General features: G+C 45.4%; 18 protein-coding genes. 10 read left to right on the forward strand and 8 right to left on the reverse strand.

Translation table 11 applies throughout. The features are described 5' to 3' along the window. Positions 1-37: 37 nt before the first annotated feature. Positions 38-1,171, reverse strand: coding sequence for a signal recognition particle-docking protein FtsY (gene ftsY, locus DFR44_RS06365; RefSeq protein ID WP_133620242.1), 1,134 nt, complete (start codon positions 1,169-1,171; stop codon positions 38-40). A gap of 258 nt (positions 1,172-1,429) precedes the next feature. On the opposite strand from ftsY, the gene DFR44_RS06370 reads away from it, so the two are divergent. Then, the gene (locus DFR44_RS06370; protein WP_133620244.1) at positions 1,430-2,041 is read left to right on the forward strand and encodes an RsmD family RNA methyltransferase; all 612 of its coding nucleotides are present in this window, start codon (positions 1,430-1,432) and stop codon (positions 2,039-2,041) included. A 44-nt stretch (positions 2,042-2,085) separates the two neighbouring features. Here the strand turns inward: DFR44_RS06370 and DFR44_RS06375 are convergent, their stop codons facing one another. After that, positions 2,086-2,502, reverse strand: a complete 417-nt coding sequence (locus DFR44_RS06375; protein ID WP_133620246.1) for a DUF2721 domain-containing protein — start codon at positions 2,500-2,502, stop codon at positions 2,086-2,088. Between the two features lie 181 nt (positions 2,503-2,683). On the opposite strand from DFR44_RS06375, the gene coaD reads away from it, so the two are divergent. Both coaD and DFR44_RS06385 read left to right on the forward strand, forming a co-directional pair. Continuing rightward, entirely contained in the window at positions 2,684-3,181 is a 498-nt protein-coding gene (coaD, locus tag DFR44_RS06380) for a pantetheine-phosphate adenylyltransferase (protein WP_133620248.1), read from the forward strand. A gap of 88 nt (positions 3,182-3,269) precedes the next feature. Further along, positions 3,270-3,536 carry a YfhL family 4Fe-4S dicluster ferredoxin gene (locus DFR44_RS06385; RefSeq protein ID WP_133620250.1) on the forward strand — a complete coding sequence of 89 codons (267 nt, stop codon included), beginning with the start codon at positions 3,270-3,272 and terminating at the stop codon, positions 3,534-3,536. Between the two features lie 140 nt (positions 3,537-3,676). On the opposite strand, the gene yiaA is transcribed toward DFR44_RS06385, so the two are convergent. The 4 genes from yiaA to DFR44_RS06405 form a co-directional block, all read right to left on the reverse strand. Then, positions 3,677-4,123 carry an inner membrane protein YiaA gene (gene yiaA / locus DFR44_RS06390; RefSeq protein WP_133620252.1) on the reverse strand — a complete coding sequence of 149 codons (447 nt, stop codon included), beginning with the start codon at positions 4,121-4,123 and terminating at the stop codon, positions 3,677-3,679. Between the two features lie 305 nt (positions 4,124-4,428). Next, positions 4,429-5,037: a YitT family protein gene (locus DFR44_RS06395; protein WP_133620254.1), complete on the reverse strand. Its 609-nt coding sequence runs from the start codon at positions 5,035-5,037 to the stop codon at positions 4,429-4,431. Positions 5,038-5,136: 99 nt separating this feature from the next. Beyond that, positions 5,137-5,646, reverse strand: a complete 510-nt coding sequence (locus DFR44_RS06400) for a TlpA family protein disulfide reductase (RefSeq protein WP_133620256.1) — start codon at positions 5,644-5,646, stop codon at positions 5,137-5,139. Positions 5,647-5,730: 84 nt separating this feature from the next. Further along, positions 5,731-6,180, reverse strand: coding sequence for a YraN family protein (locus DFR44_RS06405; protein WP_246012067.1), 450 nt, complete (start codon positions 6,178-6,180; stop codon positions 5,731-5,733). A 113-nt stretch (positions 6,181-6,293) separates the two neighbouring features. Here DFR44_RS06405 and rsmI point away from each other — a divergent pair, with 113 nt between their 5' ends. The 5 genes from rsmI to DFR44_RS06430 all read left to right on the forward strand — a co-directional run bounded on the left by rsmI (position 6,294) and on the right by DFR44_RS06430 (position 12,016). Next, positions 6,294-7,181 carry a 16S rRNA (cytidine(1402)-2'-O)-methyltransferase gene (gene rsmI / locus DFR44_RS06410; RefSeq protein ID WP_133620258.1) on the forward strand — a complete coding sequence of 296 codons (888 nt, stop codon included), beginning with the start codon at positions 6,294-6,296 and terminating at the stop codon, positions 7,179-7,181. Positions 7,182-7,492: 311 nt separating this feature from the next. Further along, positions 7,493-8,728, forward strand: a complete 1,236-nt coding sequence (locus DFR44_RS06415) for a glycosyltransferase family 2 protein (protein ID WP_133620259.1) — start codon at positions 7,493-7,495, stop codon at positions 8,726-8,728. After that, complete coding sequence (locus tag DFR44_RS06420) at positions 8,721-9,695, forward strand: hypothetical protein (RefSeq protein ID WP_133620261.1); 975 nt, start codon at positions 8,721-8,723, stop codon at positions 9,693-9,695. Before DFR44_RS06415 ends, DFR44_RS06420 begins: the two co-directional genes overlap by 8 nt. Positions 9,696-9,704: 9 nt before the next feature. Further along, on the forward strand, positions 9,705-10,748 hold the full coding sequence (locus DFR44_RS06425; RefSeq protein ID WP_133620263.1) for a hypothetical protein: 1,044 nt from the start codon (positions 9,705-9,707) through the stop codon (positions 10,746-10,748). Beyond that, entirely contained in the window at positions 10,745-12,016 is a 1,272-nt protein-coding gene (locus DFR44_RS06430; RefSeq protein ID WP_133620265.1) for a nucleotide sugar dehydrogenase, read from the forward strand. Before DFR44_RS06425 ends, DFR44_RS06430 begins: the two co-directional genes overlap by 4 nt. On the opposite strand, the gene DFR44_RS06435 is transcribed toward DFR44_RS06430, so the two are convergent. After that, a complete protein-coding gene (locus DFR44_RS06435) occupies positions 12,002-13,234 on the reverse strand; it encodes an MFS transporter (protein ID WP_133620267.1) in 1,233 nt (410 codons plus the stop codon). The genes DFR44_RS06430 and DFR44_RS06435 overlap by 15 nt on opposite strands. 125 nt (positions 13,235-13,359) lie before the next feature. Then, positions 13,360-14,637, reverse strand: coding sequence for an aspartate kinase (locus tag DFR44_RS06440; protein ID WP_133620269.1), 1,278 nt, complete (start codon positions 14,635-14,637; stop codon positions 13,360-13,362). A 248-nt stretch (positions 14,638-14,885) separates the two neighbouring features. Here DFR44_RS06440 and DFR44_RS06445 point away from each other — a divergent pair, with 248 nt between their 5' ends. Further along, positions 14,886-15,491, forward strand: a complete 606-nt coding sequence (locus tag DFR44_RS06445) for a M15 family metallopeptidase (RefSeq protein ID WP_133620271.1) — start codon at positions 14,886-14,888, stop codon at positions 15,489-15,491. A 20-nt stretch (positions 15,492-15,511) separates the two neighbouring features. Beyond that, positions 15,512-16,195, forward strand: a complete 684-nt coding sequence (locus DFR44_RS06450) for a hypothetical protein (RefSeq protein ID WP_133620273.1) — start codon at positions 15,512-15,514, stop codon at positions 16,193-16,195. Positions 16,196-16,203 lie beyond the last annotated feature (8 nt).

Genomic DNA, 16,203 nt, shown 5'->3' on the forward strand with positions numbered 1-16,203 from the left:
TCTGATTTTTGAATTGCTGTTTGAGTTATTTATTGAGTTATTCGTCTAGTAACGCATCAACAAATTCACGCGCGTCAAACGTTTGTAAATCATTCACGCTTTCGCCCACGCCAATAAAATACACGGGAATCACGCGGTCAATGGCCAAAGCCGCGAGCACCCCACCTTTGGCCGAACCATCGAGTTTAGTGACAATCAGTCCTGTTAAACCAACCGCATCATCAAAAGCTTTAACTTGTGCGAGCGCGTTTTGTCCCATGCTGCCGTCAATGACAAGGAGGACTTCATGCGGTGCGCCGTCAAGGGCTTTATTGGCGACACGTTTGACTTTTTTCAACTCGTCCATGAGGTGAAGTTGTGTTGGTAAACGCCCCGCTGTGTCGGCAATGACGACGTCGATGCCTTTGGCTTGTGCCGATGAAATGGCATCAAAGACGACCGCCGCTGGATCGCCCGATTCTTGGGCAATCACCGTGACACCGTTGCGCTCGCCCCAGACCGCGAGCTGCTCACGCGCGGCCGCGCGAAACGTGTCGCCCGCAGCAAGGATGATGGTTTTGCCGATGTGTTGGAGGTGATGCGTGAGCTTGCCAATGCTGGTGGTTTTCCCTGCGCCATTCACGCCCGTGACCATTAAAACCAGCGGCTTGTGTGTGTCCACATCCAGTACTTTTTCCAAGGGTTCGAGGATGCGAATCAGCTCTTCTTTCACCACCGACTTGACGTCTTGCGCGTCCTCGATGCGCTCTTTTTTAACGCGAACACGCACCGCTTCAAGAATGCGCATGGTGGCGGGCACGCCCACATCTGCCAAGAGCAAGGCTTCTTCGAGCTGTTCAAACAAAGCCTCGTCTACTTTATGACCGACAAACACATGCTTAATGTTTGAGCTGGTTTTTGATAAACCTTTCTTCAAACGAGTCAACCAGCCGCTAGATTCAGCGGTTGTCGGCGTGGCTTCGGTGGGCTGTTCGCTGTCTGTTGGTGACGAGGGCGAGGTGATGGTTGGGTTCGTTTGTGTGCTCAACGCGGCCAAAGGCGTACTTTGAACGGCGGTTTCGGTGGTGGTTGGAGGTTCTGTTGTGCTCAGATTGTCAATGTTTTCAACAGTCTCAGGGGTGGATTTAATGCTATCTTCAAGCGTTTTTTTGCGGCGGAAAAAATTAAACATAGTGGATTCGGCTTTTCAACATCAGGGTTAAACAGGGCTGGCGTACGTGGAGTCGTCTCTGTTTTTGAATCAGCAATATAAATCATTTTAAACATATAGAATGATTTTACACAAAAATTCACTTTTTATAATTTTTTTAAATATTGCTGATAAAAACCAACAGGCTAAACCAAGCGCAGACGGTTGTTACCGTCCCTGCACTTTCATTACGCTATAATTTCGCTATTTTCTCACAAATACAGGCCGAAACTTTCACAAATGCGCAAACTCAATACCTCACAGCCAAAGCCAGCGCGCACCACGGGGCAAGTGCGCATCATTGGTGGGCATTGGCGACGACAAAAAATAGATGTTCCTGCCCATGACGGCTTGCGTCCATCATCCGACCGCGTGCGCGAAACAGTATTTAATTGGATGATGCACCAATGGGGGGGCGTGTTTGAGGGGAAAGCCGTTTTAGATGCGTTCGCAGGCAGTGGTGCTTTTGGCTTGGAGTGCATCAGCCGCGGCGCGCGCGATGTGGTAATGATTGACAACCACCGCCCAGCGGTCACGGCCATTCAATCCACCTTAACGCGTTGGCAAGTTGCGGCGGATGTGCGTCACGCCGATATTGTGTCAACGTGTCACGATTTGTCGGCCGCAGGACGCGTTTTTGACTGGATTGTCCTTGACCCGCCATTTGAGCAAGGTTGGCTTACCCAGATGATGCCCGTCATCAATCCACTGTGTCACAAAGGCACATGGTTGTACGTGGAAGTTGAAGCGGGTTTGGATACTGAGTTGTTGTCAACTTACGGTTGGGAGAAGGTGCGTGAGGGCAAAACCCAGCAGGTTAAATTTGGTTTGTATCGGCGCAGGGAGGTGTGAGTGCTTTCGTTAAACCCAAGCCGTGAGGCTTAAACGGTTTGATTTTATTTCAGCATTAAAAATACTTCTCGCAGAAACATTCCTAACGAAGTCACCACGCACAACATGGCCAGAATGAACAGCACCGCAATCATACGAGACAACTCGATGCTCAGTAAGGCCGCTAAAAACGCACCAATCACCACCAAACAAATCATCAACGCCGATAAAACCGCCGACAAAATGCCCAAATAAATCACGCGCAAACGATGCACATGCAAGTCGCGTTCGGCTTGTAACTCTTGTAAAGTTAAAGCGTCGTGAGTTTCTCTTAACAGGTGGTCAAGTTGACGACGACGGTCAATGCTGCGGCTGAGTCGAGTGTTCAGCACGTTGATGAGCGTGGCAATCGCGGTGAGTAAAAAAACAGGGGCAACCGCCATTTGAATGGCGTGAGCAATCTCGGCAACATGAGCTTCCATGCGATGTCACTTTCTCTTAAAAAAGGTGTGTATTTTAACCGATTTAACCGCTGGCCAAACAAAAGGCCTCATTTCAAGTCGTAAGCCCCGCCATTACCGCATTGAAAATTACGGTTTGGATAAGTGAATCGCTATATAATGCCCTCTCTAATATTGGCATTGAGTTTTATTTGAGGAAAACATGTCTAAAATTGCAGTATACCCAGGCACTTTTGATCCACTCACGCGCGGACACGAAGACTTAATCCGCCGTGGCGCAAAGATGTTTGATACCGTTGTCGTTGGCGTCGCCGACTCAAAGAACAAAAAACCGTTTTTTAATTTAGAAGAGCGCGTCGCCTTGGCCAAAGAAGTGCTTAATCACAACGCCAATATTCAAGTGGTTGGTTTTTCAGGGCTGCTCAAAGATTTTGTTCGAGAACATAATGGCAACGTGATTTTGCGAGGTTTACGTGCCATGTCTGACTTTGAATATGAGTTTCAAATGGCAGGCATGAACCGTTATCTCATGCCCGATATTGAAACCATCTTCATGACGCCATCAGATCAATATCAATTCATCTCAGGGACAATGGTTCGAGAAATTGCCGCGTTGGGTGGGGAGATTAGCAAATTTGTCTTCCCAAGTGTAGAAGCCGCAGTCAAAGCCAAATACGCGCAGCTAAAAGCAGCAGGCTAATGCCTTCGCGCACATTCAGCAGCTTCAATAAAAAGCCGTTAAAATAGCAGTTTAACGGCTTTATCATTTTTCAAAAGTACTTTTAATTATGGCACTCATCATCACCGACGAATGCATCAATTGCGATGTGTGCGAACCCGAATGTCCAAACAAGGCCATCACCATGGGCAAGGATATTTACGAAATCAACCCTGATTTATGCACAGAATGTGTTGGACACTACGACGAGCCGCAATGCCAGATTGTGTGCCCAGTCCAATGTATTCCCAATGACCCCAATCGAGTCGAAACGCGAGAACAATTGCACCAAAAATATGCGTCATTGGTCGGTCAAGGACACTTTAAAAAAGATTGAATAACAGAACTGAGTCATATTGAGTCATAGTGCGCCATGGGTTTAATTTTAATCCTAGGCATCGGCGCAGATGCAATGACCTTATCGCCATCTGTCGTTGCGTGATGAGTCGCCACACCACGCAAGCACAGGTCAGAGTATTATTGGACGTCTTGGTGGTCAGTCGTGTCGTGTTTCATATCATGAGGCTTATTGGCTTCGATGTCGCGAGTGTTCTTTTGTACGGCAACGGCTCCAAACAAAGCCAATAAAAATGAAATGCCGTAAAAGCCTTTTTCACTCAACAACAAAGTGGCATTAAATAAACCAACAATTAATAATAAAATTGATAAAGCCAAAGAAAACCATGACAAGCTGTAATAAATAGAAGTGACTTTAATGCCCTCTTGTCTATCTCTCACGCTTTTTTGTAGTGACACCGCAGAAAAAAGACCGTACATTAAAATCGTAAAATAGTAACCTTTTTCATTGAGCTGCATTTGAGCGTTAAGCAGCCCGACAATATACACCAGTATGCCTGCAAAAAGAGCCAACCAAGAGGCGGCGACAAACGCGCTTGACGGTTTTATATATTGCACTTGAGTCATGAGTGTGGTTCCCTTTTGTTGTGATAATTGAAGTTAATGTGTGTACTTGATTGATGTGTTTAAGTTCATTTGAAAATGTGACAGGACGAATAAACTTAATAGCGACAAGTAGGCGTTGACTGTAGCTATTAACCTCGTTAGAGGTTAATAGCCTAATGCTTTACGAAGCCCAGTGCTGCGGGATTTTACAGGAGTTTTGACGGGTTGTTGATTTTTGTTTTTTACTATAATTAATAATTGTCTTCTGTCTTTAGTATAGCGATGAATCGCCGTACAAGCGGCTTAGATGTCCAAGCAGACTTAGGTCACATCCCTAAGTAACGACCTTGTCGATGATTAATCGCCAATACAAGGTTCATCACCACAGCACCCAAAATTGAATACGCCACTTTGTCTGGCGATGCGGCAATAAAGGCCAATGCCACAATCACAACATCAAAGCCCATTTGCAACTTGCCCGCGCGCCAGCCTCTGGTTTGTTGCAAATAAATAGCGACGATGCCGACACCGCCCAAGCTGGATTTGTGTCGAATCAACATCAAAAAGCCACCGCCTATCATCAACCCACCCACAACCGTTGCAAATAAGGGGTTAACTTGACTAATGTCCACCCAGTCGGGAATGTAAGCAGTCCATAGCGACAGCATAGCCACGGCGCAAAAGGTTTTGATGGTGAATTCATGCCCCATTTTTTGCCACGCCATCCAATAAAACGGCAAATTAATCACGAAAAAAATCACGCTGAAATTCCAGTGTGTTAAATAATGCAGTAAAAATGCCACGCCGACCGTTCCGCCTGATAACAGCCCTACGTCTTTGTACAACACCACACCAAAACCCACAAACAAAGTGGCGTTAATCAACGCAAATGCGTCTTCCCAGACGCTGTGTTTAATGTTTTCTAAATGACTCATACATGCTTTCTTTTAAACGATACCCAGTTCATCCGCTGCTTTCATTAGGCACATATAAAACAACCCGCCAACGGCGGGTTTGTTAAACATGCGCCGCCATCAGGCAGCGATGGCTTTATTGATAACACTGTACATATCATCCCAATTGGGTTCACCCACATATTGTTTAATTACATTGCCTCTTTTATCAATGATAAATGTGGTGGGTGTGCCCATGATGCCGCCAAACTGGGTCGCCAAACGACCTTCTTGATCCCATGTGACGTTGAACGGTAATTGCTGTTCGTTCACATAATTTTTGATGTACTCAGGATTGTCGTAATTCATCGCGATGGCCACATATTCCAAACCTTTTGGATTCAGTTCCTGATACATCTTCACCATATTTGGCATTTCTTTTTTGCAAGTAGAACAGCTGGTGGCCCAAAAATTAACAACGGTCACCTTGCCCTGCGCTTGCCAATCGGCAAAATCAATTTTTTTATGGTCTATTGTGGTGAAACTCACTTGACTCATCGCGCCCTTGGTTGGGGCGAGTTGCTGATACGCCGTGAGACCGATAATGGCGGCAATGCCCGCAGCAACCATCCATTTAATTGATGTGTTCATGATGCCCTCCAAATACAACCGTGCAAATTTTCAATGGATGCATTATAACCCACGGATGTGCACTATGTGAGACCGCCTCACGACTTAAGCCGTGACATTTTTCACCCACTCAATCTCGGGTGCATCTAAGCGACCTTGCAATGCCACCACGTCAATGCGACAAGGATGATGTTGCCATTTCGTTTCTTGCTGCATAAACACTTCACATGCACGCATTAACTTTGTCAGCTTATGTGGTGTCACTGAAGCCATCGCGCCGCCAAATGCATTGCTTTTACGCCAACGCACCTCAACAAAAACCAAGGTGTCACCATCCAACATGATTAAATCAATTTCGCCCTGCGTACACGCCATATTCGCCTGCACCACTTTCAAGCCATTTTTGCCAAGATAGTCCCGCGCAAAAGCTTCGGCTTGTGCACCATCAAGCTGCTTGGCTGCTTGCGGCTGGTAGGTTCGCATGGTTGTGTTCATAGTTGATTTTTCATTCGGCTTTTTTTGCTCAACGGATTGTTTTTTTAACCATGCCCACATATCGCGTCCCCTTTCCCTTTGGTTCGTTTTGTCCGTTTCGCTTTTTACTCGCATCCATGTAACGGCATGATATAGTGCGAACCAGATTAATCTTTTTTGATACAGCACAAGCAATGACCGATTTTAACCCCAGCACACTCAGCTCGTTGTGGCAAAATGCCCACACCCAACAATGGCCTCAAGGCACTTTATATGTGGTCGCCACGCCAATCGGCAATGTTGCGGACATCAGCATCCGCGCTTTATACGCTTTGCAGCTGGTCGATGCCATTGCGTGCGAAGACACTCGGCACAGCAAACCCTTACTCGCACAATACGGCATCAGTAAACCACTGATTGCCGTGCATGACCACAACGAAAGTGACGTCGCTGCCAGCTTAATCGCGCGGTTACAACTCGGTGAGCGTATTGCCTTGATTACTGATGCAGGTACGCCTGCCATTTCTGACCCAGGTTCGCGCGTCGTCGCCGCTGCACATGAAGCGGGCATCCGCGTCATGCCCATCGCGGGTGCAAGTGCGGCTGTCGCTGCCATGAGTGCGGCGGGCTTGGATGGCGGTTTTCAGTTTATTGGTTTTTTACCAAATAAGTCTGCTGCACGCCTAAGTACTTTGCAACGTCTCGGCTCGGCGCAAACGCATCTGGTTTTTTATGAAGCGCCGCATCGCCTACACGACACCATAACCGACATGGCTCGTTCCTTCCCCAGCCGATGTTTGATTCTAGCGAAAGAATTAAGCAAGCTACATGAAAACATCCAAATTCTAGACTTAAGCGCAATCGACTCTTGGCTCGCCAATGCGCCCGCTCCACGCGGTGAATATGTGTTAATACTTAGCGCGCCTGCAGTTGAGGTGAGTGACAGCGTTCCAGAATGGCACAACACCCTGACCACGCTACTGACCGAACTGCCGCTTAAACAAGCCGTTGCACTCACGGTTAAACTCTCTGGCGCATCTAAAAATACGGTATACGCCACTGCTCTGTCTTTGAAGCTTTAGTCAAAACCTACCTTTTTCACATCAAGAAATGCAAAATACGTGCAATATAACTATGCATTAAAGCGTAATAGTCAAAAAAATAGGTGAAAAACACTTCTTAATATTCAAAAAAACATTATAAAATGCAAAAATAACTATTGAATAACTGTTGAAAATACTAAACATGTGAAATAAAAATGCGTTTTAAATATAAACTTATATTTTAACGTGTATTTATAGCTATGTTATTGTGCAAATTATGTAGCCTAACTCAAACAACAAAGTTTTTGAGTCGGGCTTTATTTGCTTAAACATATAACTGGCTGTAAAAATTGGACTACTTTATTTTATTTGTAACGTTTTTACCTGCTCTTGGACTTCTTTTAACTTTTGGTTTTGGTCTTGTCGTTAAACTCAATGTTCCTGCGGCTGAAATAAAAAAAGATTTTTCCTATGAGCCTAAAGTAAGTGTGTTGCTGCCCGTCTATAACGAGGGAGCGCATGTATTAGAAACAATCAACAGCATCTTGCGTTGCAACTATCCACCAGAAAAGCTCAACATCATTGCATTTGATGATTGTTCGAGCGATGACTCTTTTGCTTACATACAACAAGCAGAAAGAGAAAATCCGACTAGAGTTCAAGCGTTTAAAAACCCAACCAATGCAGGTAAGCATCATTCATTGTCCAATGCTTCAAAAAAAGCCGATGGCGATATTTTGATTTGCATTGATTCCGATTGTATTTTTCACACTGAAGTCATCCGTGAGCTGGTGTCATGCTTTGCTGAGTCTAATATTGGCGCTGTGGGTGGTCGGGTTGGGGTATCCAATCCGAATGAGAACATCATCACGCAATGCCAGTCATTTGTGTATTACTTCTCTTTTAACATCATCAAAGCTTTTGAAAACTTACATCGAAATGTGGTCTGTATTTCAGGTTGCATGTTTGCTGTTCGTCAGGAACTGTTCAAAGAAATTGAACCCGCTATGACAGCGCGCAATTGGTTCGGCATTGGCGTTCGAGATGGCGAAGACCGCTACATGACCCATTTGCTGGTTCTTAAAGGCTATAAAACGTATATAAACAATGATGCCCAGTGTTGGACTTCGGTGCCTAACAATCTAAAGCAACTATTCATGCAACAGTTGCGTTGGCGACGAAGTGGATTACGTGACCTTTTTTGGACGTTACGCCATTTTTCATCACATACGAAAATCATGAGTCCTTTAAGGACCACCCATCTCATCGCGCCAGCAGTCATTTCAACGATATGGATTTTGATTATTCCATTTTCTTTGGTTGGCACGGCGACGCTTGAAATGCGGATATCTTCATTGGCGTGCTGGATGCTGGTGTTTTGCATGATGGCCATTGCCTACAACTTTTGGACGGGGATTAAGAATCCAGAACAAAAAATTGACAGCCCGTTGCTGTTGCCGCTGATTTGTTTATGGATGATTGTCAACACATTCTTCATTACCGCTTTGGCACTTTTTACATTTGACGTGGGCACGTGGGGGACACGAGAAAGCGTAGTTACCAACATAGGACAAACCAATGCATAGCTTTATTCAAAAAACCATTTTGTCGTCTTATCGGACAATTTCAAATATTGTTCTAGCGTTTTTGATTGGTGGGGTGATTTGGTTCTTAGTCCTATTGTTGTTCTATATGCTCAACAACAACTGGGCGGCGCCCATTGAAATTTCTCGAACCCATCCAAAGATTTTGCAACTAAACGCAAGCATGTTTCAAGCACAGCAACAGGCTGATATATTGAAGCTTGAAATTTCGGAAGCGACTCAAGAGTTAGCCGTCATTGATAAAGAGCAAAAAGAACTTGAACAACTGATTAACGCAAGCGAACAGTCTGCTATTAAATTGGCACATTTAAATCAAGAGAAAAAAACAGACACCACTCATAACAAAACCCTAGTGGCTAAAGTCAACCAAGTGGAAACCTCGCTGGATGACAATCTGAAAGCAGGCATCATCACCAAAATTGATGCGCTGAATGCCAAAATCAAATTAAATGGCATTAAGTCTTCAACAATTGATGCGGTCATCTCCAGCGAATTGTTGGACCATCAAATGGTGAATAAAAACCGATTGGAATTGTTAGAGGCCAAATCAAAAATACTTCGAATAGACCTGAAAAGAGCACAGGACACCGAAGTCATCGCGGCTAAAAAAAATCAGCTCGAACAAATTAATAAAATCATCCAAACGCTGTCAGACAGCCCATACATTAGCGTCACGCACTCCGAAAGCCCGCTCCATTTCGCTTTCGTTCCGTATGGCACGCTGGATTCAGCCACGAAAGTTGGCGAGCCTGTGTATGACTGTTTACTGCACAACTTTATTTGTAGAAATGTAGGTAAGGTCGTGAAGCTCAACCGTGATGAGGAAGTCGCACAGCACCCGTTATTCAAAATCGATACACGCGGTGTATTGGTACAAATAGAACTGACCGATGAGAGCAGCGCCACCAGCCGAGTGGTGTTTATTGGACATAAACCTTTACTTTTTTAAGTCACCCCAATGAATAAAATTTTAATCGCATGGCTCATGCTGCCTTTTGCCGCCTCGGCCAACGAGGTGGATGCCTATTGCCGTTTGACCAAAGTTCAAGCAAATGCTCAATCCCTTGTGTTGTCTGCGCCCAAAGTGTTTTTATCAATGGGCAGCACGCAATCTCAGGACAACGTCGCATCTATGGGCATCAGCCAAAGTCTATCAGACAAAATTCAAGCGAAGTTGATTGAAAAAATCGCTGATAACAAGTGCAAAATTTATTCAACAAACCAGTCCATTGAAGACAGTCTGAAGTTTCTCAATAACAAAGTTCTCCTTAGTCAAATCCAAGCTCAAACACCATTGTTGATTGAAGCGCTTAATCTCGCAGAGCAAAATTTGTACTTAGAAAAAAAACTTTTTGACTCTCAAAATGGCACGCTCAGAGAGCTAACAGAAGCCTATCGCGACAGAGATGACATCAGGGCAAGCATCAGCTTCAACGAACAGCAACGGAGTGTCTTGCAAAACACCCCCAATGTGGACATCCAAAACAATCTAAAAGAACAAATTGCCGCATCAGAAATCGCCAAAAGCAACATTGCCTATCTCACATCAAAGCTTAATACAACAGCGGGCTGGGATGTTATTGGCAGCACGGGTCTTAAACGTGAGCTTGAAAGCGGGACGAATAAGGCATTTGTCAGTCTCAACATGTATTGGAGTTTAGGTGAGCCAAAGTCGAGCAAGGCTGCAGCTTTAGTAGAGGAACTCACTCGAGACTATCTCAAACAACAATATGACTCAACGGGCAATGCTTTTTTGCGACTGGTACACAGCACTCAAGGCGTGTTGGCGGCGGAGAAAGATATCAATACGAGCTTAATGCAGCAAATCCAATCGAACAGTGAAATGCTCGCCAGAGTCAACACCATCAGCACTGTCGAGGCGAATCGAGCACGCAACCTGCTGCAAATCAAGCAAAAGGTTTTGCGTGCGAATTGGGTCGCTTCAAATGTGAAGTTAAAAGAGTTGAATGAATGGTTGTCTATAAATGAGGTGAACAAATGAGAATTGCTATCGTTGGATTGGGTTATGTCGGTGCACCGCTTGCCGTCGAGCTTGCAAAACACTTTACTGTTGTCGGCTACGATGTCAATCCAGCTCGTGTCGCGGCGTTGAGCCAAGGCATTGACCACACCCATGAAATAGCGCCAGAGACATTGGCCGCCTCAACGTGTACCTTTGTCGATGATTGCGCTTTGATACAGAACTGCAACGTTTACATCATCACCGTACCCACGCCAATTGATGCCGCCAACGTGCCCGACCTCAATGCGGTTCGCTCCGCCTCACACAGCATCGGTCACCTCATTAAAAAAGGCGACATCATTGTCTACGAAAGCACGGTTTATCCTGGTGTGACTGAAGAAATATGCGTTCCGATTCTTGAAGCCGCAAGTGGTTTGATATGGAAAAAAGACTTCAATGTCGGCTACTCACCCGAACGCATTAACCCTGGCGATAAAATCAATACATTGACGACAACGACAAAAATTGTTTCAGGCGATAGCGAAGAAACATTGCAACGCATCGCTTCAATTTATCAAACCGTTACTCAAACCTACCGAGCATCTTCCATCAAAGTCGCAGAAGCGGCCAAAGTGATTGAAAACACCCAGCGTGATGTCAACATTGCACTGATGAATGAGTTGTCACAAATTTTTTCGCATCTTGGCATCGACACACACGACGTCATCAACGCCGCTAAAAGTAAGTGGAATTTTTTACCCTTTACACCAGGCTTGGTTGGCGGGCATTGTATTTCTGTTGACCCCTACTATCTCAGTTATAAAGCCGCTGTACACGGCATCGTATCGGACGTCATTTTATCGGCACGAAAAATAAACGACTCTATGGCCAATCATGTGGTCGCCGAAATCATAAAAAAGGCGATGAATCTCAATATGACAACGCCCGACATCAAAGTCACTATTTTAGGGGTTACGTTCAAAGCCAATGTGCCAGACATTAGAAACTCAAAAGTCTACAACATGGTTCAGCAATTCAAAAAATATGGCATAAAAACTCAGGTTGTTGACCCTCATGCCTCTAAGGACGAGGTTCAACACGAATTTAATTTCCAACTGCAAGATGCCAATGCGATTGAATCAAGCGAGATTTTAATTGTCGCCGTTCCACACCAGGAATATGTTGAAGGCGGCTGGGACATGATAGCCACGCTGCTCAACAACAATAAAAAATGTATTGTCGCCGACCTAGGTGCGGTTCTCGATAGAGCGTTGAAACCTGCGCATGTTGAATTATGGCGTTTGTAAATTAACCCGCCCAAACATCCGCCAAACGCCAAAGGTAAAAGCCAACATCGCCACAGCCAACACACTGTAACCCAAATGGACATTAAAAATCGTAGACAAATACCCAATAACCAACCCCGCCAATTGCAAACCAAACAAAATCATCATCATGAGCAAAGCCGAAAATTTTGACGTGTTTGCAGGTTCACGCTGAATCAAGTGATTGAGCAATAAAGGAAAAACAACGCCGATGCCAACCCCAGCCAAAAAATTCGCGCCATACACAGGGATGGCTGGCATCAAGCGGGGCATCAACGCCAACAGAACAAACATCACGCAGCCAAGTACGCTCAATCGTTTGAGCCGTTGTTCGCTCGACCAACGGCTATGGATAAACGCTTGCCAAATCCGCGCACTGAGCATCCCACCTGTAAAAGCCGCTAAACCCACGCGAGCGACATCGGCATCCAATCCACGGTCATTGGACGCATAAATCACAAACCAATAGGTTTGTCCCCATTCGACAAAGCCAATCAAAATGCCACAGAGCCACGCCCAGCGCGCCCACGGCGCAGTCAGTAATTTTAAATAGCTCGATTTTGTAGGATTTAGATTGCTTGGATGTGGTTCAGTTGCATGGATGTTCGACAAAGAAGCCAACACATTTAACGACTGCGGGCGCGACATCAAGAGCAGCACACCCAATAAAAGCACGAGAAAAAATGCATAAGGCGCACGCCAATCATCCAATACATTTAAAAACGCACTTGACCAAAAAGGCGACATGGTTGCGCCCACACTAAAACCGACATCAATCAAAGCAATCAACCTTGGGCGCAAGTCATCACCCAAACGCAACATCGTCACAATGCTGTGCACCACTGTAAAGACAGCCGTACACGTAATGGCATACAACAAAAAACTCAAGCTCAACCATTTAAAAGAGGGCGCAAGCACAATGCCAAACACGCTTAAAAAAATCAGAGCAAAATAAATGAGCAACAACGGCACCGTGCGGAAACGATGAGCAAAGTCACCGCCCAAAAATGCGCCGATAGCCCCACCACAACTAAAAACCATCATCAAATGCCCAATGTCTTGCGGGCTCAATTGCATATCTTGCGATATTTCGGGTGTTAAACTGCCCAGAATATTGGCAAACAGTCCAAAAGACAAAGTCGCCAACATCAGTACCCATGCGAGAAACGGCACTTGGCGAATGAATTGTTGAGTATTCATCCCAACCCTCTAATTTGTTAGTATAAAAAAACGCTTCGTCTAGGCGAAGCGTTTGGTGAAGCATCAAAAATTAATGTGCATTTTTAAGCACTTTTGATGTGTATTGGATGCTTTTTGGGATTCTTTTAAACGGACTCAATCTGCGCATCTTGCTCTAAATCAAATACTTTATGCAATTCACGCACAGCCAATTCCAAATACTTATCCGCAATGACCACAGAAATTTTGATTTCTGAAGTTGAAATCATTTGGATGTTCACACCCGACTGCGCCAATGTTTCAAACATCAAACTGGCCACGCCCACATGCGAACGCATCCCAATGCCGACGGCAGAGACTTTACAGACTTTATCGTCGCCAATGACTTCTTTCGCGCCAATCGCATCTTTTACTTCAGTTTCCAGCACTTCCATGGCCTTTTTATATTCGTTGCGATGGACGGTGAACGAAAAATCGGTTGTGCCGTTCGTACTTTGATTTTGGATAATCATGTCCACATCAATATTGGCTTTGGCAACAGGACCTAAAATTTTAAACGCCACGCCTGGGGTGTCAGGTACTTGCATCAACGTGATTTTGGCCTCATCGCGATTAAAAGCTATGCCTGAAATAACTGCTTGTTCCATGGTTTCATCTTCCTCAAAAGTAATCAGTGTGCCAGAGTGGGCTTCAATATTAATGTCCAAATCATGCGGGGTTAAGCTCGACAATACACGGGTTTTAACGCGATATTTACCTGCAAATTCAACGGAGCGAATTTGTAAAATTTTCGAGCCTAAACTCGCCATTTCCAACATTTCTTCAAACGTGACTTTATCCAAGCGGCGGGCATTTTCAACCACGCGTGGATCGGTCGTGTACACGCCGTCAACGTCGGTATAAATCAAACACTCATCCGCTTTAATCGCCGCCGCCACCGCCACCGCAGAGGTGTCGGAGCCGCCCCGTCCCAAAGTGGTGATATTGCCTTGCGCATCCACACCTTGAAAGCCCGTGATAATCACCACGCGACCCGCGTCCAAATCTTGGCGAATGCGCTTGTCATCAATTGATTCAATACGCGCCTTGGTGTACGCGTTATTGGTGCGCACAGGCACTTGCCAGCCCGCGTAGCTCACCGCATCTTGACCAATCGCCTGTAATGCAATCGCCAACAAACCAACAGAGACTTGCTCGCCCGTAGAGGCAATCATGTCCAGCTCTCGAGGACTCATGTCCTGCGCATCGGCGTTAATTTCTTTCGCCAAACCCAACAAACGGTTGGTTTCACCCGACATCGCCGAAGGCACCACCACCACTTGATGACCCGCTTTTACCCATTTTGCCACGCGCTTGGCCACGTTTTGAATGCGCTCAACTGAGCCCATCGACGTTCCACCGTATTTATGCACCACTAAAGCCATAACATTCCCTCAAAAAAGAAAATACGTCAAAGCGTTTTGTACACTTTTTTTGAATATAAAAATCGTTTTCGCCGTATTTTCTCAACACAAAATTGACACACAATGAATCCATAAAAATACATGATGCAGCGCAAAAACTCAAGTTTTTCAAGTGTTACCGACTGATTTCTTTAATATTCAATCTTGGCGACATGCTTTCCCTTCGTTTTTGCGACAAAAATGTAGGCGGGCTGGCGTAAAATGTCGCCATGACAATATTTACAATTCCCAACGAAAGCCATTTGCCGCTTGCCCCTTTGGTTGACTTGATGCAAGTCGCTCAAGCAGCTGCGGCCAACCTTACTTTTGACATCAAATACGCCAGTACCGATAATTTCACAGGGCAAATGGTGTACCCTCAAGCACGGTGTTTCATCATGAAGGAGGCCGCGCAAGCCTTGTTAAACGTGGCGGTCGACCTTAAGCCACACGGCTACGGTCTGCGAATTTTTGACGCGTATCGGCCATGGTATGTGACCGCGTACTTTTGGGAACACTATCCCGACAGCCATTTATACTTGGCCGACCCTGCTGAAGGCTCTCGCCATAATCGCGGTTGCGCCGTTGATTTGAGCTTATACGATTTAAAAACAGGCCAAGAAATCGAGATGCCGAGCGCGTATGACGAGTTTAATGAAAAATCTCATCTCAATTATATGGGCGGCACGGCGGCACAAAATGCCATGCGTGATGTGCTACAAAACGCCATGCATGCACATCGCTTCAGTAGCCACCCGCACGAGTGGTGGCATTTTGATTATGAAAACTGGCATAATTACCGTGTTCGGGATGATGAGTTTGAACAATTGATTTGAACAACAGGAGCGTGAATCAAATGAAAAAAACTTTATATTTTGCATTATTAAGTACTGTTTTTTACAACGCCGTAGCCGCTGCCAGCGGTGTTCAAGACCTTGTGCCCACAGGCTGGAACATTGTACAAAAAGCCGAAGGTGACCTAAATAACGATGGTTTAAATGACGTTGCAATCATTGTTGAGAACACCGACCCCGCCAATTTTAAAGCCAATGACGCTAACCAGCCCAGACTTAATCTGAACCCGCGTCACCTCATCATCGCGCTGCAAAACAAAGACCAATCTTACGTGACACAGAGCACACAAAAGCAACTCATTCCATCCGCCAATAATGCGCAAACACCGTGCTTAACAGACCCATTGGCGGATGCAGAACCGATGAGCATTAAAGACGGAACCTTGCGACTTAACCTCAAATACAAACTCAATTGTGGTTCGAATTACGTCAGCAACAACCATTATGTGTTTCGTTACAACGGCTCAAACGTCGATTTAATTGGCTACGATTCGTCCAGTGAGCTGCACGCAACGGGCGCAAGCAACGAGAAAAACGCTCAACTCTCCGTAGCGAATACAAGTTTTTTCTCAAGCGACAGCAGCACGCTCAACCCCAAGCTGCTCGAGGAGCAAAAAAACGCCATTAAAAACATATGGCAACAACTCAATAACATTCAAATGTTCACTTTAGACATGTTGCCATAAAGAACTGC

Origin of the sequence: Hydromonas duriensis (assembly GCF_004363775.1) — a bacterium.
GTDB lineage: Bacteria > Pseudomonadota > Gammaproteobacteria > Burkholderiales > Burkholderiaceae > Hydromonas > Hydromonas duriensis.